The organism is Sphingobium phenoxybenzoativorans (assembly GCF_001757355.1).
Lineage (GTDB): Bacteria > Pseudomonadota > Alphaproteobacteria > Sphingomonadales > Sphingomonadaceae > Sphingobium > Sphingobium phenoxybenzoativorans.
The window spans coordinates 22183-48010 of record NZ_MINO01000027.1 but is presented as its reverse complement, the minus strand read 5'-3'; the positions used below and the strand labels follow the sequence as shown (position 1 = coordinate 48010).

The 25828-nt window shown below is 63.4% G+C and carries 25 protein-coding genes and 2 pseudogenes; 16 read left to right on the top strand and 11 right to left on the bottom strand.

Features of this window, described 5'->3' with window-relative positions; genetic code table 11:
• Both istB and BHQ40_RS13770 read left to right on the top strand, forming a co-directional pair.
• The coding region (istB, locus tag BHQ40_RS13775) for an IS21-like element helper ATPase IstB (RefSeq protein WP_070156440.1) at nt 1–567 on the top strand (567 nt) is incomplete at its 5' end.
• A 254-nt stretch (nt 568–821) separates the two neighbouring features.
• Nucleotides 822–2149 (top strand): annotated as a pseudogene (locus BHQ40_RS13770) (IS66 family transposase).
• Between the two features lie 196 nt (nt 2150–2345).
• On the opposite strand, the gene BHQ40_RS13765 reads toward BHQ40_RS13770, so the two are convergent.
• The 6 genes and pseudogenes from BHQ40_RS13765 to styA all read right to left on the bottom strand — a co-directional run bounded on the left by BHQ40_RS13765 (nt 2346) and on the right by styA (nt 7065).
• Nucleotides 2346–2576: a MerR family transcriptional regulator gene (locus tag BHQ40_RS13765; RefSeq protein ID WP_070156447.1), complete on the bottom strand. Its 231-nt coding sequence runs from the start codon at nt 2574–2576 to the stop codon at nt 2346–2348.
• A 409-nt stretch (nt 2577–2985) separates the two neighbouring features.
• A pseudogene (locus BHQ40_RS13760) lies at nt 2986–3517 on the bottom strand (IS5 family transposase); the annotation flags it as partial.
• A gap of 356 nt (nt 3518–3873) precedes the next feature.
• A complete protein-coding gene (locus BHQ40_RS13755) occupies nt 3874–4572 on the bottom strand; it encodes an OmpW/AlkL family protein (protein ID WP_171905852.1) in 699 nt (232 codons plus the stop codon).
• Between the two features lie 83 nt (nt 4573–4655).
• Complete coding sequence (gene styC / locus BHQ40_RS13750; protein WP_253183357.1) at nt 4656–5198, bottom strand: styrene-oxide isomerase StyC; 543 nt, start codon at nt 5196–5198, stop codon at nt 4656–4658.
• 39 nt (nt 5199–5237) lie between these two features.
• Nucleotides 5238–5738, bottom strand: coding sequence for a flavin reductase family protein (locus BHQ40_RS13745; protein WP_070156439.1), 501 nt, complete (start codon nt 5736–5738; stop codon nt 5238–5240).
• 58 nt (nt 5739–5796) lie between these two features.
• The gene (gene styA / locus BHQ40_RS13740) at nt 5797–7065 is read right to left on the bottom strand and encodes a styrene monooxygenase subunit StyA (protein ID WP_070156438.1); all 1269 of its coding nucleotides are present in this window, start codon (nt 7063–7065) and stop codon (nt 5797–5799) included.
• Here styA and BHQ40_RS13735 point away from each other — a divergent pair.
• The 3 genes from BHQ40_RS13735 (at nt 7046) to BHQ40_RS13725 (ending at nt 10098) form a co-directional block, all read left to right on the top strand.
• Nucleotides 7046–8152 carry a LysR family transcriptional regulator gene (locus BHQ40_RS13735; RefSeq protein WP_083276924.1) on the top strand — a complete coding sequence of 369 codons (1107 nt, stop codon included), beginning with the start codon at nt 7046–7048 and terminating at the stop codon, nt 8150–8152. The two genes, styA and BHQ40_RS13735, sit on opposite strands and share 20 nt — an antisense overlap.
• Nucleotides 8153–8255: 103 nt before the next feature.
• Nucleotides 8256–8561 carry an EthD family reductase gene (locus tag BHQ40_RS13730; RefSeq protein ID WP_070156436.1) on the top strand — a complete coding sequence of 102 codons (306 nt, stop codon included), beginning with the start codon at nt 8256–8258 and terminating at the stop codon, nt 8559–8561.
• A 34-nt stretch (nt 8562–8595) separates the two neighbouring features.
• Nucleotides 8596–10098: an aldehyde dehydrogenase family protein gene (locus BHQ40_RS13725; protein WP_070156435.1), complete on the top strand. Its 1503-nt coding sequence runs from the start codon at nt 8596–8598 to the stop codon at nt 10096–10098.
• A gap of 62 nt (nt 10099–10160) precedes the next feature.
• Here BHQ40_RS13725 and BHQ40_RS13720 read toward each other — a convergent pair whose 3' ends face one another.
• Genes BHQ40_RS13720 through paaG form a run of 4 tightly spaced genes read right to left on the bottom strand, consistent with a single transcriptional unit; the run spans nt 10161 to nt 15080 of the window.
• Complete coding sequence (locus tag BHQ40_RS13720; RefSeq protein WP_070156434.1) at nt 10161–10898, bottom strand: NUDIX hydrolase; 738 nt, start codon at nt 10896–10898, stop codon at nt 10161–10163.
• A gap of 19 nt (nt 10899–10917) precedes the next feature.
• Nucleotides 10918–12198, bottom strand: coding sequence for an AMP-binding protein (locus BHQ40_RS13715; RefSeq protein ID WP_070156433.1), 1281 nt, complete (start codon nt 12196–12198; stop codon nt 10918–10920).
• A 27-nt stretch (nt 12199–12225) separates the two neighbouring features.
• Nucleotides 12226–14262 carry a phenylacetic acid degradation bifunctional protein PaaZ gene (gene paaZ, locus BHQ40_RS13710; RefSeq protein WP_070156432.1) on the bottom strand — a complete coding sequence of 679 codons (2037 nt, stop codon included), beginning with the start codon at nt 14260–14262 and terminating at the stop codon, nt 12226–12228.
• A gap of 26 nt (nt 14263–14288) precedes the next feature.
• Complete coding sequence (paaG, locus tag BHQ40_RS13705; protein WP_070156431.1) at nt 14289–15080, bottom strand: 2-(1,2-epoxy-1,2-dihydrophenyl)acetyl-CoA isomerase PaaG; 792 nt, start codon at nt 15078–15080, stop codon at nt 14289–14291.
• Nucleotides 15081–15180: 100 nt separating this feature from the next.
• On the opposite strand from paaG, the gene BHQ40_RS13700 reads away from it, so the two are divergent.
• The 10 genes from BHQ40_RS13700 (at nt 15181) to BHQ40_RS13655 (ending at nt 23663) form a co-directional block, all read left to right on the top strand.
• Nucleotides 15181–16623 (top strand): 3-hydroxyacyl-CoA dehydrogenase NAD-binding domain-containing protein, encoded by a 1443-nt coding sequence (locus BHQ40_RS13700; protein ID WP_070156430.1) that lies wholly within the window; start codon nt 15181–15183, stop codon nt 16621–16623.
• Nucleotides 16620–17060 (top strand): hydroxyphenylacetyl-CoA thioesterase PaaI, encoded by a 441-nt coding sequence (paaI, locus tag BHQ40_RS13695; RefSeq protein ID WP_070156429.1) that lies wholly within the window; start codon nt 16620–16622, stop codon nt 17058–17060. Before BHQ40_RS13700 ends, paaI begins: the two co-directional genes overlap by 4 nt.
• A complete protein-coding gene (gene pcaF / locus BHQ40_RS13690) occupies nt 17053–18255 on the top strand; it encodes a 3-oxoadipyl-CoA thiolase (RefSeq protein WP_070156428.1) in 1203 nt (400 codons plus the stop codon). The genes paaI and pcaF overlap by 8 nt, the downstream gene beginning before the upstream one ends.
• Before the next feature lie 70 nt (nt 18256–18325).
• Entirely contained in the window at nt 18326–19321 is a 996-nt protein-coding gene (gene paaA, locus BHQ40_RS13685; RefSeq protein ID WP_070156427.1) for a 1,2-phenylacetyl-CoA epoxidase subunit PaaA, read from the top strand.
• Between the two features lie 33 nt (nt 19322–19354).
• Nucleotides 19355–19639 (top strand): 1,2-phenylacetyl-CoA epoxidase subunit PaaB, encoded by a 285-nt coding sequence (gene paaB / locus BHQ40_RS13680; RefSeq protein ID WP_070156426.1) that lies wholly within the window; start codon nt 19355–19357, stop codon nt 19637–19639.
• Entirely contained in the window at nt 19639–20487 is an 849-nt protein-coding gene (paaC, locus tag BHQ40_RS13675; protein WP_083276923.1) for a 1,2-phenylacetyl-CoA epoxidase subunit PaaC, read from the top strand. The genes paaB and paaC overlap by 1 nt, the downstream gene beginning before the upstream one ends.
• A 5-nt stretch (nt 20488–20492) precedes the next feature.
• A complete protein-coding gene (gene paaD, locus BHQ40_RS13670) occupies nt 20493–20987 on the top strand; it encodes a 1,2-phenylacetyl-CoA epoxidase subunit PaaD (protein WP_070156442.1) in 495 nt (164 codons plus the stop codon).
• Nucleotides 20988–20995: 8 nt separating this feature from the next.
• Nucleotides 20996–22072: a 2Fe-2S iron-sulfur cluster-binding protein gene (locus BHQ40_RS13665; RefSeq protein WP_070156425.1), complete on the top strand. Its 1077-nt coding sequence runs from the start codon at nt 20996–20998 to the stop codon at nt 22070–22072.
• Between the two features lie 7 nt (nt 22073–22079).
• Nucleotides 22080–22853: an enoyl-CoA hydratase-related protein gene (locus tag BHQ40_RS13660; RefSeq protein WP_070156424.1), complete on the top strand. Its 774-nt coding sequence runs from the start codon at nt 22080–22082 to the stop codon at nt 22851–22853.
• 204 nt (nt 22854–23057) lie between these two features.
• The gene (locus BHQ40_RS13655; protein WP_070156423.1) at nt 23058–23663 is read left to right on the top strand and encodes a TetR/AcrR family transcriptional regulator; all 606 of its coding nucleotides are present in this window, start codon (nt 23058–23060) and stop codon (nt 23661–23663) included.
• 159 nt (nt 23664–23822) lie between these two features.
• Here the strand turns inward: BHQ40_RS13655 and BHQ40_RS13650 are convergent, their stop codons facing one another.
• Nucleotides 23823–24695 (bottom strand): LysR substrate-binding domain-containing protein, encoded by an 873-nt coding sequence (locus BHQ40_RS13650; protein WP_070156422.1) that lies wholly within the window; start codon nt 24693–24695, stop codon nt 23823–23825.
• An 83-nt stretch (nt 24696–24778) separates the two neighbouring features.
• Between BHQ40_RS13650 and BHQ40_RS13645 the strand changes: the two genes are divergently transcribed.
• The gene (locus BHQ40_RS13645) at nt 24779–25813 is read left to right on the top strand and encodes a 3-hydroxyacyl-CoA dehydrogenase NAD-binding domain-containing protein (protein WP_223806527.1); all 1035 of its coding nucleotides are present in this window, start codon (nt 24779–24781) and stop codon (nt 25811–25813) included.
• Nucleotides 25814–25828 lie beyond the last annotated feature (15 nt).

Genomic DNA, 25828 nt, shown 5'->3' with positions numbered 1-25828 from the left:
TACAAGGACCTGGCCGGGTTCGACTTCGCTTCCAGCGAGGTCAATGAAGCCATGGTTCGCCAGCTCTACCGCGGCGAGTTCATCGATGGCGCCGACAACGTGGTGCTCATCGGTGGGCCCGGAACCGGCAAGACGCACATTGCCACCGCGCTTGGTGTGCAGGCCGTCGAGCATCATCGCAAGAAGGTCCGCTTCTTCGCCACCGTCGATCTGGTCAATGCGCTGGAGCAGGAAAAGGCCCTGAACAAGGCAGGTCAGCTTGCCGAGCGCCTTCTGCGTCTCGACCTCGTCATCCTGGATGAGTTGGGATACCTGCCGTTCAGCCCGTCAGGCGGCGCGCTTCTCTTCCACCTGCTCAGCAAGCTTTACGAGCGCACCAGCGTCGTCATCACCACCAACCTCAGCTTCAGCGAATGGGCAGGCGTGTTCGGCGATGCCAAGATGACAACCGCGCTGCTCGATCGCCTCACTCACCACTGCCACATCCTCGAGACCGGCAATGACAGCTTCCGGTTCAGGGCCAGCTCGGCGGCACCCAAAACCAGAAAGGAAAAATCACCCGCTTGACCTCAAACCCGCACCGCGGGACATAACCACCACCCGGGTCACTTCTCGATGAAAATCCCGGGTCAAATCTCAGTGGCAATCAACACTGTCCGCGAACTTTCGTCAACGCGTGAGGCAAATACGGTGCCGTATCCGGATTTTTGTAAGCAAGTCCTTGAGGAAAAGACAAGGGCCTCCGACCTTAACGCGTAACTGCTCACGGGGTTGCCAGAAAAGGTGTTGCGCCCGGAATCAGGATTTGATTCAGCCTGAGCATGTCGCCGCCGCCGCTTCATGTTCTGACCGAGGCGGAGAGGAACGCACTGCTGCCTACACAGCACGAGATGATCGAGCGGATGGCGGCTCGGATTTCGGAACTGGAGGCGCCGGTCGGTAAGCCGCGCAAGACGTGGAAGAACTCACGCGTCCCGCTCTCGAAGGACGATTTCGGCAAGGGTGGCAGTAAGGGCCGCAAGGCGAAGGACGGCAAGCGCCCCTCGCGAGTTGGCAGGCACCGGCCTCTGTCCGAGACACCGGATAAGACCGAGCGGGTCATGGCGACGGCCTGCGGGCATTGCGACAGCGATGTTTCGGGTCAGGTCCAGCGCTGCCGTCATCGCTATGATCACATCGATTTGCCTGCGATCTGGCCGATCGTCACACGCATCGAGTTGTTCGGTGGCCGCTGCCGCGAATATCGCGCCGAGGCGCCTGCCGAGATGGCGCCGGGCACGCTGTTCGGCCCCGGGATCGGCTCGCTGCTCGCATATCTGCATCACAGCCACCATGTAGGCTTTGAACGCTTGGCCCGGTTTGCCGACGAGTTGTTCGGTCTGGTCATCTCCGAAGGGGCAATCGCCAATGTCTTGCGCCGCATGGGCGGCAGTGTACCAAAGCGATCGACAAGTTGCTGACCATGCGGGTGATCGCATCGGACGAGACGACGATCCGCATCAACGGCGTCATCCATTGGCAGCGGGTGTTCCTCTCCGACAAAGCCGTCCCGCACAAGTCGCCCCACGCCGGCACGCAGCGTCGCTGAGTAGGTGCTCGGCGGCCATCAGCCCGATGTGTAGATCTCTGATCGCTATGCCGGTCAACAGGAACTGGGCAAAGCGCACCCGGTGCGCCTCGCCCACGTGTTGCGCGATGTTTAATACGCCATCGACTGCGGCAACGGGGCCTTTGCCCTGAAAGTCCGCGATCACCTGCGTTGGGCCATCCGCATTGGCAAGCGACGGAGCAGCCTGAAAGACACAATGCTGGCCACCTATGCCGCCAAGGCCGACAATGTGCTTACCCGGTTGATGCGCATGCCGATCGTCCATCCGGCCGGACAGGCGCTCCTCAGACAAATCAAAGCGTGGCGAGGGAAGTTCTTCGTCTTCCTCTCCAACCGCGAGGTCCCAGCAACCAACAACATCTCCGAGAGAGAGATCTGCCCATCGGTGGTGTTCGAAAGGTCACCAACGGCTTCCGCTCGGGATGGGATGCACAGATTCATGCGGGCTATCGCTCTGTGACCGGAACGGCCCGTCTCTCCGGACAATCCGCGCTCCGCGCCATCCGCAATCCCGTCGACGGCAATTTCGCTATCGCCTGATCCGCCTCGATCCCGAGCCAACCCCGTGAGCAGTTACCTTGACGCCGCAGAGGGACTGACAACAGTTGCTTGGTCCGCGGCGTTCCTCGTTTTGGAGTGCTTGCCACGCCGGCAGGCTTGTCGATCGGGCTCGATGTGGGGGCCTTTATTGTTGGGGACGCGTGCGCGGCTCGTCAACGGTAGGGAGCAAGAGCTATTAGACCTCTGTGACGCGAGCCCGGCCGATCACCTTGGAAGGCTTGCAGACAACCATGTTCTTCTTGTCCCAGACGTCCAATTCCTCGACAGGGTACAGGACAGCTTTCCCTACCTTGATGAACGCGGGGCCAATCCGCATTCCCCGCCAACTCTCCAACGTGCTGACAGTGACAGCCCCGCGATAGCGTTCGACCACTTCCTCGACAGTCAGATACTTATTGTCGGACATAGGATGCCCCATTGGTTTTTATCCTGAAGACTTCTTTGACTGGACGACTCATGTGGTGACGCTTGGGTCGACAAAGAATGAGGTGATCCGGCTGGCCGCGCAATGGGTGGGGCAATGAAGTGCCGAACCAATCGATAAGCGTATAGAGAGACAAAAAATGGAGCTTCTTGCTTCATTTTGCTCTTCTGGTGCGTGGATTGGTCTCGGAGCCGACCCGGCGCTCCTTGAGGAAGCGCCGTGGTGGTCGACATATGACGGTTGAGATGCGAGACGGGCAGCCGGAGCGGTGGCTTCGCCGGGAACCGGCTGCACGGAACGCGCTCGCGCGTGGAGGAAGCTGGGCGGAATCAGGTCCGATGGGCGCCGGGGCAGCGCCCCGGGACTACTCAGCCGCGCCCAGCGACGCTGTGCGGAACCAGTCGGGATCGTAGCCTCGGTTACCGAGCAGCGTTTTGGCGCGGGCAAGGCGTCGAGCATGAGGGCGGCGCCCTTGTAGTCGCTCACCTGCCCCTCGCTGATCGGCATGATCAGCGGCCTGCCGTTGCCGTCCCATACGGCATGGCGTTTGGAATTCAGGCCGCCTTTTGTGCGTTCGATACGTCTGCGAACAGCCACTTTTTGAGCAGGCTGGCGGCGGTCCGATGCGCCTTCAGGTGCGTCGCATCGATCATCAGCTGGTCGGGCTTGCCGCCCCGCGCCGACAGGGCGGAGAAGATCTTGTTGAGCACGCCAAGCAGGCTCCACCGGACGAAGCGGTTGTAGATCGTCTTCGACGGACCGTAGTCGTCGGGCGCGTCGCGCCATCGCAAGCCGTTCCTGATGACGAAGATCATGCCGCTGATGATCCGCCGGTCGTCTACCCGTGGCACGCCATGCGACAGCGGCAAATATGGCTTGATCCGGCACATCTGCGCCTCCGACAACCGAATCAAATCGCTCATGGCAAGGCCTGCCAACTCCGTCATCGAATCAACCGATCCTCATCTCCGCGAATGATTTGATAGATCCTGAGCCTAGCGTAGAGGCCCCTGAGGTCACCTCATCCGAGATTTGAATTCAAGGCTTCCGCCGGCAGCCCGCAGGTCATGCAATATAGCCGCAAGGTGCCGACCCTCCATCCAAGCTGGACCTTGCGAAATCCCTCGGGCGGGAGAAACTCGCGCATATTTTCGTTGTCGTTCGGCGCAGCAGACTCGGGGGGAGAGGCTATGCAGCCCCGTAGACCACATTTCGGACAGGAAATGACTACCATGATGTCCTATCCATCCTTTTGACTGCGCCGCGCCGAACCCGCTTGTCAGAAGTGGAAGCTCAAACCGCCTGTCACGATCAGCGGATTGATGCGGATGTTGGCCCTCGCCGGCGCGCCCGCCACCGTACCGCGAGCGGTCGTGTTGAGGAAAATCTGCTTTGCATCGACAAAAAGGCTCAAGCGGTTGCTCAGCCAGCTCTCGATGCCACCCTGGAGAACAACCCCTACCGGGCTCTTGACCTTCAGGTTCTGAACCGCCGCATCGTGGTTCTTGAGCACGATCGTATAGTTGATGCCGGAGCCCAGATAAGGCTGGAAATGCTTGCCAAAGTTGGTGATGTGATACTGAACGGCGGCGACGGCCGGACCGTAGGTCACCTTGCCCAGCTTGAGCCCGGCTAAGGGGCCGGTGCCATACAGCGTGGCGGTCGGCGGTGCGCCGACCGTCAGGGATACCGAAACGTTCGGGTTGAAATAATAACCGCCCTCGATCTCGCCGGTGAAATTGTTCTTGACGCGTACGCTTGCTCCGGGGACCTGCTGGCCCCCGACAGAAATCTTGGCGCCCTCATCGTAAATCACTTCGGCCGGCCCGGCGCGGATGAACCAGTGCTTGAACGGTGCCTCTTCCGCAACGGGCGGGGGTGCGGGGGCGTCGGCCGCTCGGGGCGTCGCGTCGGCACCGGGCTCGGGCGTGTCGGCCAGCGCAGGTGCCGTAATGCAAACCGCGCAGATCGCGGCCATGATCCTTGCCTTCATAAATCATCCTCCCATGGCGCAATGTGCTGCGCTCTACTGAATCGTCTTCGGATAAGTGTTCCGGCAACTCAGCGCCGGGCATCCTGGATCGCGCGCAGCCCGATCATGAACAGCGCGATCATCACGAGGACGCCGAACAGATAAGCAGGGGCAAGCGCGAGGAAACTGAAGATATTGGCATCGCCCCATTTGTTGGGGCCAAATGACAGGCCGCGGTTCGGCGCCCAGTTTCCGAAAAAATAGAAACCGGTGTTCGACCAGCCGTCGAGAACGACGATCCAGCCCCAGAGGCGCGCCTGCTTCGGCGTAAAGGAGAGGAGCGGCAGGATGAATGCGACCGCGATCACCATCAACCCGTTCATGACGGGTCCGGTGTGCGCGCGCGCCCAGCCTTCGGCCGAGCCGGGGAGCTGGAATTTCCAGTCGATGCCGGGGAGCGGGAAGATCCCGCCCAGCAGATACATCCACAGGCCGAGGCCTCCGACCAGGGCCATGAAGATCATGAGCACGCCGTTGCCAAGCATGACATTGCGCAATGCAACGCGATGGAATGCATCGTCCTTTTCCGTCGGGGAAGCCGATGCTTGCGAGCGGGACGCCAAAGTTGCCATATTATCCTCTCCTCATTGTTTTCCCGGGTGTTCTTCACCTCAGGCGGCGGCAGCGACCGGAAGCGCGTGGAAGCGTCCGCCGTGAAACAGCAACGGCGGATGGTCCGCAAAATAAACGCCCTGTATGACGCCGAAGAATACGACATGGGTGCCGGCCTGCACCTGATGGTCGACTCGGCATTCGATCGCTGCAAGTGCCGTCTGGAGGATCGGCAGCCCGTGGACATCGCCCGCCGTCCAATCACCATGCTCGAACCGGTCGTCACCCTGCAGGCCGCTCCGGCCCGCGAACACTTCCGCTACCGGCTGATGATGCTGAGCCAGCAGATTGACCGCGAACAGGCCGGTTTCCCTGATCATCTGACACGTTCCGGTCGCGGTGTTCACACAGGCGAGGATGGTAGGCGGCGACGCCGAGACCGAGCAGACGGCAGTTGCGGTCACTCCCCGCCGGTCCCCATCACGCTGGGTGGATACGATGCTCACGCCGGCCGCGAGGCAGGACAGAGCTCTGCGAAATATGTCATCGGTTACGGACATCGGGTGTCTCCCCGGAAGGTGAAGGCCGGCCCGCACCCCAGCGGCCGGCCGACCTTCCTCATTCAGCTGCAACTGTGACTTCTTCGTCGTTCGCCGGCACCGAGAGGCGCTGCTCGATCCAGCGCTGGACGCGCTCGGGGCTCGAGAAACAGTCCCACTGCTTCTCCGGGAAGTTGAAGTTCTCGGTGAACTCGTCGGCGAGCGGCGGGTTCTGGCTAATCGCGCCGATGAACTGCAGAAGCTCAGGCGCAAGCGTGTTGAAGCCACGGAGGATATAGTTGGTCCAGCGGGTGGCGCTGAGCACCCGGTCACCGCGACGTGCGTCGACCTTCTCCATGAAGCGCTCGTCGAACACCTCATTGGCCACGATCTCCTCGCCGAGTATCACGCCGGCATAGGATGCCATGTTCGCGCCCTGGCCCAGGACCGGATCGACCACGGCCTGCACGTCGCCGAGCGCGACCGCGAGCTTGCCGTTCGACAGCCTGGTGTAGCTCGCGCGCACGGTTGGCGTGACACCGCCCTGGAGGATGTCGAGCGGCCCATTGGCAAGATCGAAGGTGTCGAGGTCGATGCGCTCGTAGCAGGTCGGATAGTGCTTCTTCAGCTTTTCGAGAAGAAGCGCGATGAAGGCCTTGGGATCGTCGTCATATTTGGTCTTGGCGAGGATCTCGAGATCGCCGCCGATATGGTTCTCCATGACGAGCGCGCTGACCATGCCGTTGAACGAGAGAGTGGGAATCTCGATCATCTCGCCCTGTCCGGGAGAGAAGAACATCGTCACGGCGCGCGTTTCCGTCTCGCGGATGCCCTTGAAGAGTCCGACGCACAGCGCGCGCTGCGGCCGATCGAATGGCGAATAGGCGGGCTCGTGGGCGAACATCTGGCCGAACGGGCCCTTGCCGGTGCATATGACGATCAGATCGTGCTTTTCGGAGATCTCCGGCAGATCCTCGTGGGCGATCGGCTCATAGACGATGGTCCCGCCGCGCGCTGCGAAATCCTCCATCAAAGCGGGCTGATAGATGCGATAATCGACGGCCCGGCTCGGCTTTTCGAGCTTCCCGTAGAATTCGAGCGGCTGCGGGCCGCCGATATAATAATAATGCCCTGCATAGCCGGCATCGGGCCAATGGTTCACGCCAAGCCGGTCCTCGCGGGACACGGTGACATGGTGGTGAGCCACGGTGTTGAGGAGGCGCATCGACGCATATTCCTCGGGCCGCCGATCGGTGTAGATCGTCGCCTCGACGCCGTTCTCGATAAGGTGGAGGCCAAGATGAAGGCCTGCGGTGCCGGCGCCGACGATGCCGATCGATTTCGTCATATCCTCTTCCTTTCGCGGATGGTCGGGAATTGCTTATTTTGTTTCATCCTATTTACCGACCGAGCGTTCAGGCGTAAATCGCCTGTTCGTGCTAGTATATATTCCATATGGAATAGGTATGACAGACCGCCTCGAAGCCTACGCCGCTTTTTCGAAAATGATGGAGCTCGGCTCCTTTTCCGCGGTCGGGCGGCAGCTTGGCATCGCTCAGTCGACTGTCAGCAAGCATATCGCAGCGCTCGAAAAGGAGTTCGGTATCCAGCTCTTCCATCGAACGACTCGCCAGATTCGGCCGACGGCTGAGGCCGAGCGGATCCATGAACATGTCCACCGCATGCTCGATGCGGCCGAAATGGCCCATGCCGTCGTGCACGGGCAGCAGCCGGAAGCGAGCGGACTTTTGAAGATCGCGGTGCCGCACACGCTGGGGCGGTGTCTCGTGCGGCCGCTGGTCCACACATTCCTCGAGCTCAATCCGCTGGTCTCGGTCGATCTTATCGTGGCAGAGCAGGAGCCGGACCTGGCCGCCGGCGGTTTCGAACTCGCGGTGGTGACGGACGCGCCCTCGGAAGGTCCGCTTATCGTGCGGACAGTCAGGCGCTTCGAATGGCTTGTCGTGGCCTCGCCCGAGTATCTCTCCCGCAACGGTATCCCAGAGACCGCTATCGATCTTGAAGACCATGAAGTGGCGTGCGCGCCGTGGATGGCAGACGGCGTCCTCGCATTCGATTCGGAGAACGGCCAGCAGGCCATCAAGGTCAGTGGACGCTTCATCACCAACAGCGACGACACAGCCTTTGAAGCCGCGATGGGTGGCCATTGCGTCGCGATCGTGCCGGCATGGCTGGCGGTCGAGGGTTTCGAGCGCGGGGCGCTCCAGATTCTGTTGCGGGACTATTTCCTACCGTCGATCGCAGTCAGCATCGTCTACCCCCAATCGCGCTACCCTTCGCGGCGGGCGAGGGCCTTCATCGATTTCGCGGCGGCGCGGATGATGCAGAGCCGTGACCTGCTCGCCCGCATCGACCCTGCGCTTGCGAGGCCGCAGCCACATTTCGTGCGTCCGGACGAGCCGATCCCGATCTGACATCAATTGATTTTGCCGTGACGATGCCATAACGCTTGTGATTAGCCGTCTGACCGTTCATGCTATTAATGTCGTCAGCATGCAAAAAGACGGGAGAGACGCCATGAAGAAGATGCTTGCCCTTTATCGGGCCCCGGAGGACGCCGAGGAGTTCCTGCGGCATTATCGCGAGGTGCATATGCCGCTGGTGCGCGCGTTGCCCGGCCTCGTCGACGTTGCCATTACCCGGATCAGCAGGACGCTGGTCGGAGAAGAGGGTGTCTTCCTCTTGGCGGAAATGAGCTTTGCGGATGACGCCGCATTGGCGGCGGCGCTCAAGAGTCCGGAAAACGCAGCGTGCGGGAAGGACGCCATGGACTTCGCGGGCAAGCTTGTGACCGTGATGACGGGAGAAACCCTCGCGCTCTGACCGGTATCACCGGCAAGATATACAGGAGAGAGATATGGCAACTGCTTCCAATATCGTGACCCCCCTCAACGACGTCACCGCCTTCCTGGGCACCGAGCATGGCCTGTTCATCGACGGGTCCTGGCGCGAAGCGCGCAGTAGCGACCGGATCGACGTCTATAACCCGGCGACAGGCGAGCGGATCGCGTCTGTCGTCAACGCCAACGCTCAGGATGTCGACGACGCGGTGCGCAGCGCCCATGCGGCCTTCGAGAGCGGCGCCTGGTCAGCGCTTGCCCCGGCGGAGCGCGAGCGGCTGCTGTTGAAATTTGCGGATCTGGTCGAACAGAATGCCGAGGCGCTGGCCCAGCTGGAAACCCTCAACCAGGGCAAGTCCATCAACATCTCCCGCTACGTCGATATTGGCGGTGCTCCGTCCTATATGCGCTATATCGCGGGCCTGGCGACCAAGGTGACCGGCGAAACTTTCGATGTCTCGATTGGTGCGATTCCGGGCGGCCGGTACAATGCCTCGACGCGGCGCGAGCCCATCGGCGTGGTCGGCGCGATCTCGCCGTGGAACTTTCCGATGATGATCGGGCTCTGGAAGATCATGCCGGCACTCGCAGCGGGCTGCACGGTCGTCCTCAAGCCATCCGAGCTCACACCCCTGACAAGTATCCGCCTTGTCGAACTCGGCCGGGAAGCAGGCCTGCCCGATGGCGTCCTCAATCTCGTGACCGGCGACGGCCGCGCCGGAAAGGCCCTGGTCGATCATCCTCTCGTGTCGAAGATCAGTTTCACCGGATCGACCGCGACCGGAAAGGCGATCGCACGAAGCGCAGCCGAGCGGATGCTGCGGACCTCGCTCGAGCTCGGTGGAAAGAATCCGGCGATCTTCCTCGCCGACGCGCCGATCGAGAAAGCGGTGCAGGGCGCTATCCTCGGCGGCTTTTTCAACAATGGCCAGGTTTGCGCGGCCTCGTCGCGACTTTATGTGGCACGCGACATATACGAGCCCTTCGTGAAAGCGCTTGCGACCGCGGTCGACGGCATGGCGATCGGGCCGGGACTCGATCCCGCAGCCCAGATCAACCCGGTCGTTTCGGCGGGTCATCGCCAGAAGATCCTGGATCATGTCAGCAAGGCTCGGGAAGATGGCGCCAGGATCGTGGCGGGCGGCGACCGGCCCGATCTGCCAGGCTATTATGTGCGGCCGACCATCGTGGTGGATGCGGGGGCGGATCTTGCCATCTCGCGCCAGGAAGTGTTCGGCCCGCTGGTGACCGTGACGCCCTTCGACAGCGAGGACGAAGCGATCAGGCTCGCCAACGACAGCGACATGGGCCTGGCCGCCTCGCTCTGGACCAACGATCTGAAGAAGACGATGGAGCTCACGTCTCGGATCAAGGCCGGAACGGTGTGGGTGAACTGCCATAATCTGATCGATCCGAACATGCCGTTTGGCGGATTCAAGGAATCCGGCATCGGTAGGGACTTCGGCGTCCGGTCGCTCGATCCCTACACCGAGGTGAAATCGGTCTGCATCGCCTATTAATGGATCGCAGGCCTGCATCGGCTGTCGCTGCGCGGCGGCGACGGTCGATGCCTGTGGCCTGGTTAGCCGAGTATCGCCTTGTCGAGAGGTTCAGCCGTCACCGGATACCCAAGATTTTCCGGAATGCAGAGATGCGGAATGCCTCCACGATCTTCGATCCAGGGGCTCACCATGCCGATCGGACGCTGGGCGGCATCTTCGCAGGCCTCAGCGATGTTTCCGAAATGTGCCAGTCGCTCGACATTGCGGCGGGTCGGGAACATAAGCTTCGTCGTCCCCTGATCCGCGCCGTCGAGCAAAGCCTTCGCACTCGTCCAGAAGACACGCGAAATCTCCGAGCCGTCAGCGATCGGGAGCGGTAGAGCCTCCGGCGCGCGGGCGAGAAAAAAATGCGTGTCGAAGGGACGTTTCTCGAGACCCACCGGGCACCAGCGCGCAAACGGGACGAGGGTTGCGATCGCGAGCCTGACGTTCCGCTCCGCCAGAATGGCAGATAGGGAACGACCGGCGCGAAGCTCCACGCCGATCTCGAACATGGCCTGTTCGCACGGCCTGGGCTCGGCCGCTATCAGGATGCCCGTTTCTTCCGCCGTCTCGCGGATCGCGGCGACCTTCGCGGCGTCGAGCGAGTGATTGGCAGAGGCGTAATCTACCGGCTCGATCCGCCCGCCGGGAAAGGCGACCGCGCCGCCTGCGAAACGCAATCCTGCGGCACGTTCGACCATTAGCAGCTCGGGAGCGGTCGGCCCGTCACGCATGACGATCAGGGTCGCGGCAGCTATCGGTGCTTCGTCCTTCATCGGTCAGAGGCGAGGGAATTCACGCGCTCAGCGCCTGGAGCCTCAGATCGCGAACATGCGACGCCTTGCCGGTGGATCGCGGAATATCTCCGATCCGCCTCAGGTTGATACGCGCCGTGACGCCGATGACATCCTTCACGTAGGATGCAAGCAGCCGGCATTGGGCGGCGCTCGCTTCATGGTCGAGGTCGCCGCGCGGCTCGACTTCGATCAGCACCTCGTCCATTCGCGAAGGCCGGCTGATTTCGATGAGGAAATGGGGCGCCAGACCCGGGCATTTGAGAACCTGTTCTTCGATTTGCGTGGGGAAGACGTTCACGCCACGAATGATCAGCATGTCGTCGCTTCGGCCGACGATCTTGGCGATACGCCGATAGGGAAGCCCCTCGCCCGGCAACAAGCGGGTAAGATCGCGGGTGCGGTAGCGGATGATCGGCAGTGCCTCCTTCGTGAGCGACGTGAAGACGAGCTCGCCTTCCTCGCCGTCTGGAAGCACTTCTCCGGTCTCGGGATCCACGATCTCGGGGAGGAAATGATCTTCCCAGATGGTCGGGCCGGACGTTCCCGCGATCTCCTGGGCAACGCCCGGTCCCATGACTTCGGAAAGGCCGTAGATGTCGCTTGCCCGGATGTCGAACGCCTCCTCGATCTCGCGCCGCATTGCTTCGGTCCAGGGCTCCGCGCCGAAAATCCCATAGCGCAGCGACGTCGCGCGCGGATCGAGGCCCTGCTTGCGATATTCGTCGAGGATACAGAGCATATAGCTCGGCGTGACCATGATGATCTCGGGCTTGAAGTCCTCGATGAGCTGGACCTGTTTTTCGGTCTGGCCCCCGGACATCGGAATGACGGTGCATCCGAGCGCTTCGGCTCCATAGTGGGCGCCCAGACCGCCTGTGAAGAGGCCGTAGCCATAGGCGATATGCGCCTTCATGCCAGGCCGTCCGCCCGCGGCATGGATGCAGCGCGCGATCAGGCTAGACCAGGTCTTGATATCGTTGGCGGTATATCCGACGACGGTGGGGCGACCGGTCGTTCCGGACGAGGCATGCACGCGCGAGACCTGCTCCTGGGGCACCGCGAACATTCCGAACGGGTAGGCCGCCCGCAAGTCCGCCTTGGTCGTGAACGGCAAAAGCGCAATGTCGGCGAGCGACCGGATATCGGCCGGGCTCACGCCCCTCTGCTCGCACTTTGCCCGGAAACTTGCGACGTTGCGATAGGCATGCGCCACCGACCATTGCAGTCGCTCGAGCTGGAGCGCCTCCAGTTCTGCTCGCGTCCTGGGTCCGTAATCCATCTTTCTCTCCCATCCCTCTTTTATAGATCAGAAGGCATTCATCGTGAGCAACTCGTAGGCGGCGACTATATCGTCCGCCGTATCGGTGACGGTCACGGCCCAGCGGACCTCGCCATAGTCGTCGTTGCGCCGGGTCTTCGCTTTCACCGTCAGCGAGACCTTGATCGCCTCTCCCGGGGAGACGGGCTTCACGAAGCGAAGCGAGTCCAGCCCGGTATTGGCCAGCACGGGCCCGGGCGCCGGATCGACGAAGAGGCCCGCGGCGAAAGACAGGAGGAGATAGCCATGCGCCACACGGCCCGGGAAGAACGGGTTCGCCGTGGCCGCCTCTTCATCCATATGGGCGTAGAAGGTGTCGCCCGTGAACGTCGCGAAATGCTCGATATCCTCGAGCGTGATCGTGCGCGACGCGGTGTCGAAGGTCTTGCCGATCGCCAGTTCGTCGAACCGCACGCGGAAGGGATGCTCGCCCTCGCTGGGCTTGGGCGCGCCGGGCAGCCACTGACCGACGATGGCCGAGATCGTTCGCGGGCTGCCCTGCAAGGCGGTGCGTTGCATATAGTGCTTCACGCCACGAACGCCGCCCATCTCCTCGCCGCCGCCGGCACGGCCGGGTCCGCCGTGGATCAGCATCGGCAGCGGCGAGCCGTGACCGGTCGATTCCCTGGCGCAGTCGCGATCGATGAAGATGACGCGGCCGTGATAGGCGCCCGCACCCAGCGTGAATGCACGCGCGATCCCGGGATCATAGGTGAAGACCGACAGCACCAGGCTACCCTTGCCGCGATTGGCGAGCGCGACAGCGTCGTCGAGATCCTTGTAAGGCATCAGCGTGGAGACAGGACCGAACGCCTCGACATCGTGGATGAGGTCGGCACTCCAGGGATCGTCGGCCCGGAAGAGCAGGGGTGAGATGAAGGCGCCGCTCCCGCCCGCATCGCCGGTGACCTCGACGCTGTCGATGGCGCCGAAGGCGAGACGCGCCTCTGTTGCAAGTTCGCGTGCCTTCTCGCGCACATCGTCCAATTGCGAGGCGCTGGCGAGCGCTCCCATCGTTACCCCCTCGATCCGCGGATCGCCGACGACGACCTTGGCGAGTCGGGCCTTGAGCGCCGCCTCGGCATCGTCGAGCAGGGCGGCCGGCACGAAGGCGCGCCGGATCGCGGTGCATTTCTGACCGGCCTTTACGGTCATCTCACGCACGACTTCCTTGATGAAGAGGTCGAACTCGGGGCTATCCGCGGTCGCGTCGGGACCGAGGATCGACGCGTTGAGTGAATCCCGTTCGGCGATGAAGCGGACCGACTCTTGAGCGATCGTGGGATGCGACTGGAGCTTCATCGCGGTCTGGGCCGAGCCGGTGAAGGAGACGACGTCCTGGCAGGTGAGATGTTCGAACAGATCGCCGGTGGAGCCCATGATGAGCTGCAGCGCGCCGCGCGGCAGAACCCCGGCGTCCAGCATGATGCGCACGGCCGCTTCGGCGACATAGCCCGTCGAGGAGGCCGGTTTCACGATGGCCGGAACGCCTGCGAGCAGGGTCGGCCCGAGCTTCTCCAGCATACCCCAGACGGGGAAGTTGAAGGCGTTGATGTGCAAGGCCACGCCCTGGAGCGATGTATAGACGTGCTGGCCGATGAACGTGCCCCGCTTCCCGATCGGCTCCACGGCGCCATCGATCAGGATCGTGTCGTCGGGGAGCTCGCGCCTGCCCTTGGATGACGTCGTAAACAGGGTTCCCGCGCCGCCCTCGATGTCGATCCAGCTGTCGGTGCGCGTCGCGCCTGTCTGGTAGGAGATCTCGTAAAGCTCTTCCTTTCGCTCGATGATCGCCTGCGCGAGCGCCTTGATCATGACGGCGCGCTGGTGGAATGTCATCGCCCTGAGCGCAGGGCCACCGATGTCGCGGCCATGTGCGAGCATCGCCTCGAAATCGAGGCCCTGGCTGCCCGTAAGCGCGACCGTCTCGCCGGTGATCGCGGAACGCACCTCGGACAGGTCTCCTGCCGCCGTCTTCCACTCATCGAGCGCGTAATTCTGCAGGGTGATCGGAAAGTTCGTCATATAATCCTCTTGCTCGAATTCCTGGTTCAGCGTCCCGTGAACTGCGGCTTGCGCTTCGCCATGAAGGCGGCGACGCCTTCGCGATAATCCTCGGAAAAGCCGAGTTCACGCATCGCGTCGCGTTCCAGCTCGAGCTCGGTTTCGATCGGCTGGAGCCAGGACTGGCGGATAAGTCTTTTGGTGGCGGCGAGGCCTCTGGTGGGACCGGCCGCAAAGCGCGTCGCCAGCGCCTCCACTTCGGCGCCCAGGGCTTCGTCATCGACGCATTTCCAGATCATGCCCCAGCGTTCGGCGGTCTCGGCGGGCAGGGGGTCTCCGGTCAGCGCCAGCCCGAGCGCCCGCGCCTGCCCAACGAGCCGCGGCAAGACCCAGGTGCCCCCGGAGTCGGGAATGAGCCCGATATTGGCGAAGGACTGGATGAATTTCGCGCTGCGCGCGGCGATGACGATGTCGCAGGCAAGCGCGATGTTGGCGCCCGCGCCCGCCGCGACGCCGTTGACCGCGCAGATGGTGGGCTTTTCGAGATTGGTGATCCGCCGGATCAGCGGAGCATAGAAGCGTTCGACGGATTCGCCGAGATCCACGGCCTGTTCGCCCGGCGCAACCGCGCGATCGGCGAGATCCTGGCCGGCGCAAAAGCCGCGGCCCGCACCGGTCAGCACGAGCACGCGCGCGCTCTGGTCAGCCGCCGCGATGTCGAGCGCGGCCGCGACCTCCTCGTGCATCTGTGCGGTGAAGCTGTTCAACCGATCCGGCCGGTTCAAGGTGAGCTTCGCCACCCCGTCCGCCAGATCGAAGTCGATGGTCTGGTAACTCATCAACGCCCTTTCCGATTCATCCTCTTTAATAGACTGCCCGGTCGGACTATTATTGGCAAGCGGGAAATTGCTGGTTAGGAAAGTCCCCAAGGAGATTCGGATGAACAGGAAGGTTGCGGTCATCGGCGCGGGCACGATGGGAAGCGGTATAGGCCAGGTAGCCGCGACGGCGGGGCATGAGGTGGTAGTGATTGACCGCGACGCGAGCGCTCTCGATCGCGGTCGGCAGCTCCTCGCAAAGTCGATCGGTGCGCTGGTCGCGCGCTCGCGGCTCGATCGGGACGATGCCGACACCATCGTAGCACGTATTGGCTGGTCGCAGGAGCTGGGCGATGCCGCGGACGCGGGCCTGATCATCGAGGCCGTGCTCGAAGACCTCGATGTCAAGCACAGGCTCTTCGCGGACCTCGGCGCGCTTGCCGCGCGTGACGCCATCGTCGCCAGCAACACCTCCTCGCTCTCGATCTCCGAGATGGCGCGCAGCCTGCGCCATCCCGAGCGTTTCGCTGGCCTTCACTTTTTCAACCCGGTGCCCGCGATGAAGCTCGTCGAGGTGGTCGCGGGGGCAGAGACCAACCCTGTGGTTGTCGAGCAGCTGACCCGCCTCATGGCCGCGTGGGGCAAGCACGCGGTCGCGGTGAAGGATGTGCCCGGCTTCATCGTCAATCGCGTGGCGCGGCCCTTCTATGCCGAGGCCTTCCTGGCACTCGACGAAGGAATTCCAGCCGCGCTGATCGACGACGCGATCAGCAGCGGGGGCGGGTTCCGGATGGGGCCGCTCACGCTCGCGGATATGATCGGCCACGATGTGAACTATGCGGCCGCCCGCTCGGTCTTCGATGGGATTTCCCCGCACGCGCGGTTTCGGCCCCAGCCGGCGCAGGCGCGGCTGCTGGACGAAGGGCGACTAGGCCGCAAGTCGGGCAGGGGGGTCTATGACTATGGAGCCGCCGAGAAAACCGGGCAGGTCGATCAAACGACCGCCAGCCAGCGGCCAGCGCCTCAAATCGCCGTCGCCCAGGACGCGCAGGACTTTCTCTGGCTGAGCGGGAGGCTGTCGACCTCGCCTGCGACAGGAATACCTGCCGGCAGCATTTCGGTTGATGGCGTCATCGTGGCGAAGGGAGACGGCCGCACGCTCGATCAGCGGCGCGAAGTGGACGTCCTCCTCGACCATGTTCATGACCACGCCATATCGCCGGTGCTGATCGCATCGGCGCGCGACGAGCGTTCGGCTGCGGCCGCCGCGGATCTCGCCTTCGCGCTCGATAAGAGGCTTCTTCTCCTTCCCGACCGGCCGGGCCAGATCGTCCTGCGGACCCTGGCGCAGCTCGTCAATGGCGCGGCGGATGCCGTCGAGGATGGCATCGCGCCGGCCAACGCCATCGACGAGGCGATGATCCACGGTGCCAATTATCCGCGCGGGCCATTGGCCTGGGCCCGCGATTTCGGGCCTGCCAGGCTGAAGCAGACACTCCTCCATATCGCTGCCGGCACGGACGATCTTCTTTATTCCCCGTCGCGCGGGCTCGACCGCCTGTGAGCGATGCGCGAGCCAGAGCGATCACCGATCTCCTGCGGACCCGCGAGACGATGGGCGCCGAGTGGGGGATCGAGATCGAGGAGGTGCGGACCGGATATGCCCGCATCGCCGTCACCGTCAACGCCTTCATGCTCAACGGCTATGAAACCGCCCATGGCGGCGCGATCTTCACGCTGGCCGATCAGGCTTTCGCCTATGCCTGCAACTCCCACGATGCCTTCACCGTAGCGCACGCCGCGTCGATCAGCTTCCTCGGCCCCGCCAGACGCGGCGACCGTCTGATCGCGGAAGCGAGCGAAGTCATGCTGTCCGGCCGCAGCGGCGCCTATGCGGTGACGGTGCGCACGAGCGAGGGGCGCGCCGTCGCGTCCTTTCACGGCCTTTCCCGCACCATCGGCGGTGCGATCCTGCCATCGGAGAACCAAGACGATGCCTGACGCTTTCATCTGCGACGCGATTCGCACACCTGTTGGCCGCTATGGCGGCAGCCTTGCCGGCGTGCGCGCCGACGACCTTGCCGCAGTCCCGATCCGGGCCCTTGTCGAGCGCAATCCGAAGGTCGACTGGGCCGCGCTCGACGACGTCATTCTCGGCTGCGCCAACCAGGCAGGCGAAGATAATCGCAATGTCGCCCGCATGGCGGCGCTGCTGGGAGGTTTCGGCGAGCAGGCCCCGGGCACCACCGTCAACCGCCTGTGCGGCTCGGGGATGGACGCGGTCGCAATGGCGGCTCGTGCGATCAAGGCGGGCGAAGCAGAGTTCATCGTCGCAGGTGGGGTGGAGAGCATGACCCGCGCGCCGTTCGTCATGCCCAAAGCCGACGGGCCGTTTTCGCGGTCCAACGCGGTTTACGACACCACCATCGGCTGGCGGTTCGTGAACAAGGCGCTCAAGGCTCAATTCGGTATCGATTCGATGCCGGAGACCGCGGAGAATGTCGCCCAGGATTTCCACGTGACGCGCGAGGATCAGGACCGGTTCGCGGCCGAAAGCCAGCGCCGCGCAGCGTCGGCCCAGGCGTCCGGCCGGTTCGATGCCGAGATCGTTCCCGTCGCGGTCCCGCAAAGGAAAGGCGATCCTCTGCTTGTCACCCGCGACGAGCATCCGCGCGAGACCAGCGTCGAAACGCTCGCCAGGCTGAAACCTATCGTGCGCCCCGACGGAACGGTCACCGCCGGCAATGCATCCGGTGTGAATGATGGAGCGGCCGCCATCATCGTGGCGAGCGAGGCTGCCGCCGCAAAATATGGCCTCACGCCGCGCGCCCGCGTGGTGGGCGGCGCGGTTGCGGGCGTTCCTCCGCGCATCATGGGGATCGGTCCCGCCCCGGCTTCCGAAAAGCTGCTCGCACGGCTCGGCCTTTCGATCGGCGACATGGATCTTGTTGAACTCAACGAAGCCTTCGCCAGCCAGGGCCTGGCCGTGATGCGCCGGCTCGGCCTGCCCGACGATGCGGAGCATGTGAACCCGAATGGTGGTGCGATCGCGCTCGGTCATCCGCTGGGCATGTCGGGCGCGCGCCTCCTGCTGACCGCCACCGAGGAGCTCCAGCGCCGCGGCGCCCGCTATGCGCTGTGCACGATGTGCATCGGCGTCGGGCAGGGCATCGCCACGATCATCGAGCGGGTCTGAGCGCACAAAATTAGTTGACCGTCCGGTCGGTGAATTATATACCGGATTCGTACTGAGAAGGAGCAAGCCGATGTATACCACCGAGCTCAAGGAGCAGGGCGGTAAGGTCGCCCCCGTTTCGATCGTGTCCGAAGACCCGGAACTCGTCGCCGCCTTCGAGGCGCGGGTGGCCGCGGACGAATTCATCGAGCCCAAGGACTGGATGCCCGAGGCTTATCGTCGGACGCTCGTGCGCCAGATCTCGCAGCATGCGCATTCCGAAATTGTCGGCATGCTACCGGAAGGCAACTGGCTGACGCGCGCGCCGTCGCTGCGACGCAAGGCGATCCTGCTGGCCAAGGTGCAGGACGAAGGCGGCCACGGGCTCTATCTTTACTGCGCCGCCGAGACGCTCGGCACGAGCCGAGAGGAGATGATCGAGGCGCTTCATGCGGGCAAGGCCAAGTACAGCACCATCTTCAATTATCCGACGCTGACCTGGGCCGATATCGGCGCCATCGGCTGGCTCGTCGACGGCGCCGCGATCATGAACCAGGTGCCGTTGCAGCGCACGTCTTATGGTCCCTATGCCCGCGCGATGATCCGCGTCTGCAAGGAGGAGAGCTTCCACCAGCGCCAGGGTTACGAGATCATGATGACGCTGGGCGCCGGTACAGCCGAGCAAAAGGCGATGGCACAGGACGCGCTCAACCGCTGGTGGTGGCCCTCGCTGATGATGTTCGGTCCGCCCGACGCGGATTCGCCCAATTCCGCGCAAGGCTTCCGCTGGCGGATCAAGCGCGACAGCAATGACGATCTCCGCCGGAAATTCGTCGATGCGACCGTGCCGCAGGCGGAGTTCCTGGGCCTGACGATCCCCGATCCCGACCTTCGCTGGAATGCTGAGAAGGAAGGCTATGATTTCGGCGAGATCGACTGGGAGGAATTCTATGCCGTGGTTCGCGGCGAGGGACCGACCGCCAGGGAGCGCATGAAAGCCCGACGCGACGCCTGGGAGCAGGGCGCCTGGGTCCGCGAGGCGGCCGACGCCCATGAAGCCAAACGCCGGGCCCGGCTTGCCGCCTGAGACCTGTCGACACCATAAACAAGGACGATTTTGATGAGCCACGATTGGCCGCTCTGGGAGGTCTTCATCCGGTCGAAAGGCGGGTTGAGCCATAAGCATGTCGGGTCGGTGCATGCGCCCGATGGGGAACTTGCCCTGCGTCATGCGCGCGACGTCTATACCCGGCGGCTGGAAGGCGTCAGCCTCTGGGTCGTACAGTCGAGCGATATCGTCGCTTCCGACCCGGACCAGTCCGGCCCGATGTTCGAGCCGGCGGAGACGAAGATCTATCGCCATCCGACCTTCTACGACATCCCAGACGCCGTGGGGCATATGTGATGGCGCCGTCGCTTCCGACCATCCAGCCGGGCGATGTGGCTAATGCCGAAAAGGCGCGGGCGGGCGGCAGCTTCGACGCGGGCGAAGCGGTCGAGCATCATGGGGCGCTCTTCGACTATCTTCTGCGCCTTGGCGATGACAGCCTGATCCTGGGTCAGCGTCTCACCGAATGGTGCGGGCATGCGCCGGCGCTCGAGATCGACCTCAGCCTCGCCAATATCGGTCTCGACCTGATCGGTCAGGCGAGCCTGTTCCTCAACCTGGCGGGCGAGGTGGAGGGAAAGGGCCGCGATGGCGACAGGCTGGCTTTCCATCGGGATGTTCTTGCCTTCCGCAATTGCCTGCTCGTCGAGCAACCGAACGGCGATTTCGCGCAGACCATCGCGCGGCAATTCCTGTTTTCCACCATGCAGCTGTCGCTGTTCGAACGACTGACCGGCTCGTCCGATCACCGGATCGCGGAGATTGCCGCCAAGGCGGTCAAGGAAGTGCGCTACCATGCCGAGCTTGCCTCCGACTGGGTGGTCCGGCTCGGAGACGGTACCGAGGAAAGCCGGCGGCGCATGGTCGACGGCCTGGACTGGTTCTGGCGCTTCGTTGACGAGATGTTCCAGAGCGATGAGATCGAGCAGTCCTTGACCCGCGCGGGTATCGCGGTCGATCGGGCGGAACTTCGCCAGGGTTTCGACGCGACCGTCGGAAACGTGCTGCGCGACGCCACCTTGCCCCTCCCCGAATATCCCCGCGCCCTTACTGGCGGCCGGATCGGCCATCATGGCGAGCATCTCGGCCATCTGCTCGCAACGATGCAGTATCTGCCGCGCACCTACCCTGACGCGGTCTGGTGATCGGCATGGTTTCCGAGGTCCTTGACGATGCCGTTGCCGACCGGATCATGGCGGTTCTCGCTACCGTTCCCGATCCGGAGATACCGGCGGTGTCGGTGACGGACCTGGGCATCGTCCGCGGCGTGCGTTGCGATCCTCCGGTCGTGACCATCACGCCAACCTACACCGGCTGCCCCGCGACGCTGGTCATCGAGGCATCCGTCCGCGCGGCTCTCGACGAAGCCGGCTTTGCCGATGTGGGGATCAAGACGGTCCTTTCGCCGCCATGGACGACCGACTGGATCAGCGACGAGGGACGCGAGAAGCTGCGCGCCTATGGCATCGCACCGCCACCCAAAGGCGCCGGATCGCGATCGCTTCGGGCTGACTCTCCTGCCGAATGTCCCCGCTGCGGATCGCTGCATACGCAGGAGGTCAGCCGTTTCGGATCGACCCCGTGCAAGGCGCTGTGGCGCTGCCTCGACTGCCAAGAACCGTTCGATCGCTTCAAATGTCATTAGGAACGCCAATGTCGACCGCTTTCCATCCGCTCAAGATCCTGGACGTCGCCCACGAAACCGATCAGGCGATCGCGGTGACGCTCGAGCCTGATCCGTCGCTTGCCGAGACCTTTGCCTTTCTTCCGGGACAGCATCTGACTTTCCGCGCGGAAATCGCCGGGCAGGATGTGCGCCGCAACTATTCGATCTGCGCGGCACCGGGCAACGGCCCGCTGCGGGTCGCCATCAAGCAGGTGGAAGGCGGACTTTTCTCCGGCTGGGCGCTTCAATCATTGAAGGCGGGCGATATCATCGAAACGATGGCACCGCGCGGCCATTTCACCTGGAAATTCGAGCCCGAGGCTCGGCATCATTATCTGGCCTTCGCCGCGGGCTCGGGCATCACGCCGGTTCTCTCGCTCATCAGGACGGGCCTGGCGATCGAGCAAGACAGTCGTTTCACGCTGCTCTATGGCAATCGGAGTTCCTCCTCGATCATGTTTCTCGAGGAACTCGCCGCGCTGAAGGACCGCTATCTGGGTCGGCTCCAGATCTATCATTTCCTCACCAGCGAGTTCGACGATATCGAATTGTTCAACGGTCGCCTGGACGAGGCGCGGATCGCCATGGTCCTGGACTCGCTTGTCGACCCGGCCGCGATCGATGTCGCGTTCATCTGCGGTCCGGGTGCCATGATGGACGCCGCCGAGCTGGCGATGCTGGGCGCGGGCCTGTCGCCGGAACATGTCCTGACCGAGCGCTTTTCCACCGGCGAGGAGAGCGAGACGGAACGGCAAGCGGATCGTGAGAGCCGCCGGAAGGCGCAGGGCCTGCGGATGGAAGTTCGTGTCGACGGACGGCGCCGGGCCATCGAATTCGATGCCGAGAAGGGCAATATCCTCGAGAGCGCCCGGGCCTCCGGACTCCCTGCGCCCTATGCGTGCAAGGCGGGCGTGTGCGCGACCTGTCGGGCCAAACTGGTCGCTGGCGAGGTCACCATGAAAAAGAATTACGGATTGAGCCCGCAGGAAGTCGAGCAGGGTTACATCCTGACCTGCCAGTCCATCCCGGCCGGCGAGGGTGTGGTTGTCGACTATGACAGCTGAGGCCCCCATGCTGCTCGCGTCGCGGCCTTCCGATGGCGTGTTGCTGCTGACCCTCAACCGGCCGGCAAGCCGCAACGCTCTCGCGACGCCTCTGCTCGAGATGATCGCCCGCGAGCTGATGGGCGCGGCCGACGATGATACCATTCGCTGTGTCGTCCTTGCCGGAAACGAGAAGGTATTCGCGGCGGGTGCCGATCTTGGGGAACTGGAGCGCTCCGACGGAAAGGAGCCGATCGCCGGGCCGCGCTGGAACGCCTGGGCCTGTATCGCGGGCTTCCCCAAACCGCTGGTGGCGGCGGTCGAGGGCTGGTGCCTCGGCGCGGGCTGCGAACTGATGCTGCGCTGCGACATCGTTGTCGCGGCCGAAAATGCCAGGATCGGCCAGCCCGAAACCAATCTCGGGATCATCCCTGGGGCAGGGGGCACTGCGCTCCTGCCGCGCCTCGTAGGACGGGCCGCCGCCCTGGATATGGTGCTGACGGGCGAGCCGATCCACGCCAGGCGCGCATATGATCTCGGGCTGATCGCGCGGCTGGCCCGGGACGGCGAGGCCTTGTCCGATGCGCTGACCCTTGCAAGCAAGCTCGCCTCGCGCGCACCTCGCGCGCTCAAGGCTGCGAAGGCCAGCATAAGAGACGCCGCGGATCGTTCCTTGAGCGAGCATCTCTGCGCCGAGCGCCAGCGCTTTCTTGCACTGCTCGCCGGTCCGGAGAAAGCCGAGGGCATCGCGGCCTTCCGCGAACGACGCGATCCGGTCTGGCCGGCAATGTCCTGCGGCTGATGGCCAAGGCCCTGGTCCGGTGACGGGGGCCATCGGGCAAGGCGCACATGTGGCCGGTCGATCCCGTCTGGAATGGCTATTGGTCGCTTGCAGCAGCTGCCGTCCTCTCGAGGCCGACCGGCCGGTCAATCATTGCTTGAGAATTTCGGGCCGATCCGGATAATAGGGTCGGTTCTTATACTCTTGTGTGGATTGGACGGATTGATGGCGCGCACCCAGGCCCCGGATTATGAGGAGCGCCGCATAGCGATCGTCGACAAGGCAGCCGAACTCTTTGCTCGGCGCGGCTTCACCGGCGCATCCCTCTCCGATCTCGCCGCAGCGTGCCAGACGTCCAAGTCGCTCATCTACCATTATTTCCCTTCGAAGGAGGATATTCTTTACGAGGTGATGTCTTCGCACATCGATCAGCTCGTGGAGGATACCCATCAGGTGGCCCGGGAAGGCGGGCGAGCCGCCGACCAGTTCAACAGGCTGATCCATGCCTTCCTGCGCCACTATATGGGCGCGGCGAGCCGCCAGAAAGTGCTGTTGAACGAGCTGGCGCATTTGCCAGACGCAATGCGTGAAACGATCGTGAGCAAGCAGCGCCAGGTGGTCGAAGTGACCCAGAAGCTACTCACCGCTCTCACCCCGGGTCTGGCCGGCGACCCGAAACGGGCACGCGTCCAGACCATGCTGCTCTTCGGGATGATCAACTGGACCCACACCTGGTACGATCCTGACGGAGACATAAAGATCGACGAACTGGCGGAAATGGTTCTCGAGCTGATCGGCAAGAAATCCGCGAGCGGCAAACGGGCAGCATAGCAATCTGCTGTCATCCCGTTCGCTATTGTAACGGCACGATGATGCTGAGCGGAGCTCTTTCGCTCACTGACATACGAACTGCCCAGGCTGATGATGCGCGGGGCAGACCCCCGGCATGATCGTGGCCGGTGAGCCGACCACCGGGCATGGGCTGTACGACTAGGCCCGCCACCCTTTTCGCACAGCTTCCATCAAATGCCTGGAGCGGGATGCGTTCTTGGGCCGGTAGCCGATCATGAGCGGGATTGGGGAAGGTCCGTCGACGAGAGGACGCGTGATGACGCGCGGGAGCAGGAGCTGGTCGGCATATTTCGGCAAAAGCGAAAAGCCTCCGACCGTGAGGATGAGCGACAGCGCCGAGGCAATGTTGGCGGCCGTGTGGACCGGGCGCAGCGGCAGGTCCTTGCGCTGCGCCCAGGCGTCGATGGCCACGCGCAGAGCCGGGGCGGACCGACGCCCGACTGACACATAGGTCTGATCGATCAGGTCCTCGAAGACGAGCTCGGGCTTCGCAGCCAGAGCATGGTCGTCGCGCAGAAAGGCGGTGAGGCCGTGATAGCCCGCAATCTCGAAATGGATATCCACCGCGTCTTCGTCCTGACGCATGAAAGCCATATCGATGTTCCCGGCGCGCAACTCCTCGATCAGTCGCGGAGATGAGGCGCTCATCACGCGAATTTCCGCTTCGGGGGAATGCTTCCGGGCAAGTTCGACCACCCTGGGCAGTGTCGACAGTTCAAGCCCGGGGAGGACCCCCAGCCTCAACACAGCCGGAGTATTTCTGGCCGCCGCAGCCGCGTCATCGACTTCTTTCAACACGCGCCGGCTTCGTTCCAGGAACACGAGGCCCGGATCGGTAAGCACCACGCCACGAGACCGTCGTTCGAAGAGCTTCACGCCCAGCTCTTCTTCAAGCTCGAGCAACTGCCGGCTCAGTGACGGCTGCGAGGTATGCAGCCGGGATCGCGCTGCCGTGCTGACGCTTCCGGATTCCGCGACGGCAACGAAGTATCGGATGTGGCGCAGTTCCAACCATGCCTCCTGAGCATAGCTTGTAGCGCTAGCAAGTCTTGGTGTGTCTGGCAACGCAGGCATAGATTTGGCGCAAGAGATGGGTGGACATCGCCAATCAGACACCCGCCCACCTCGAACATTTTTTAGGCTTGTCCGCATCTCGTCGAGATCTGCGCAAGCAAAACGGAGAAATCATCGTGGCGACACCTCAAAAAATCGGCATCGTCGGTTGCGGCGTCATCGGCGCCAGTTGGGCGGCTTATTATCTGGCTCGCGGATTTGACGTTGGCGCAACCGATCCCGCGCCCGGTGCCGAGCAGAAGCTGCGGGATCTCGTCGCGCAATATTGGCCCGCGCTCGTCAAGATCGGGCTCGCGCCCGGCGCGTCCCAGGACCGGCTGACCTTCGATGCCGACCCCGTGAGCGCGCTGGCCGGCGTCGGCTTCGTGCAGGAGAACGGACCCGAGCGCGTCGACGTCAAACGCGCGCTGCTCGCCGAGATTTCGGCAGCCGTCGCCGATGACGTGATCATCGCCACCTCCTCGTCGGGAATTCTCATCTCCGACATCCAGGGCGGCGCGCGCAATCCCGAGCGGGTCGTGCTCGGTCACCCCTTCAACCCGCCGCATCTGATCCCGCTCGTCGAGGTCGTGGGCGGCAAGGAAACCTCCGACGAGGCGGTCGAACGGGCGATCAATTTCTATCGCGCGATCGGCAAGAAGCCGATCCATATCCGGCGCGAGGTCAAGGGCCATGTCGCCAACCGGCTGCAGGCGGCGCTGTGGCGCGAGGCTTTCTACCTGGTCGATCAGGGCATCGCTTCGGTGTCCGACATCGACACCGCCATCGCGCATGGCCCGGGCCTGCGCTGGGCGCTGCTCGGACCGTTCCTCAACCTCCATCTGTCAGGCGGCAGCGGTGGTATCGGCCATGTGATCGACCATCTCGGACCGCCGATCGAGTCCTGGTGGCGCGATCTCGGCGACCTCTCCTTCACGCCCAAGGTCAAGACCGAGGCGATGCAGGGCGTCGAGGACGAATTGAGCGGCCGGGAACTCGCAACGCTCCAGGAGGAGCGCGACGACACGCTGATCCAACTCCTCGCCCTCAAGGCCCAGGCTCCTCAGCTGCCCTGAGCTTCTCTCTCAAGA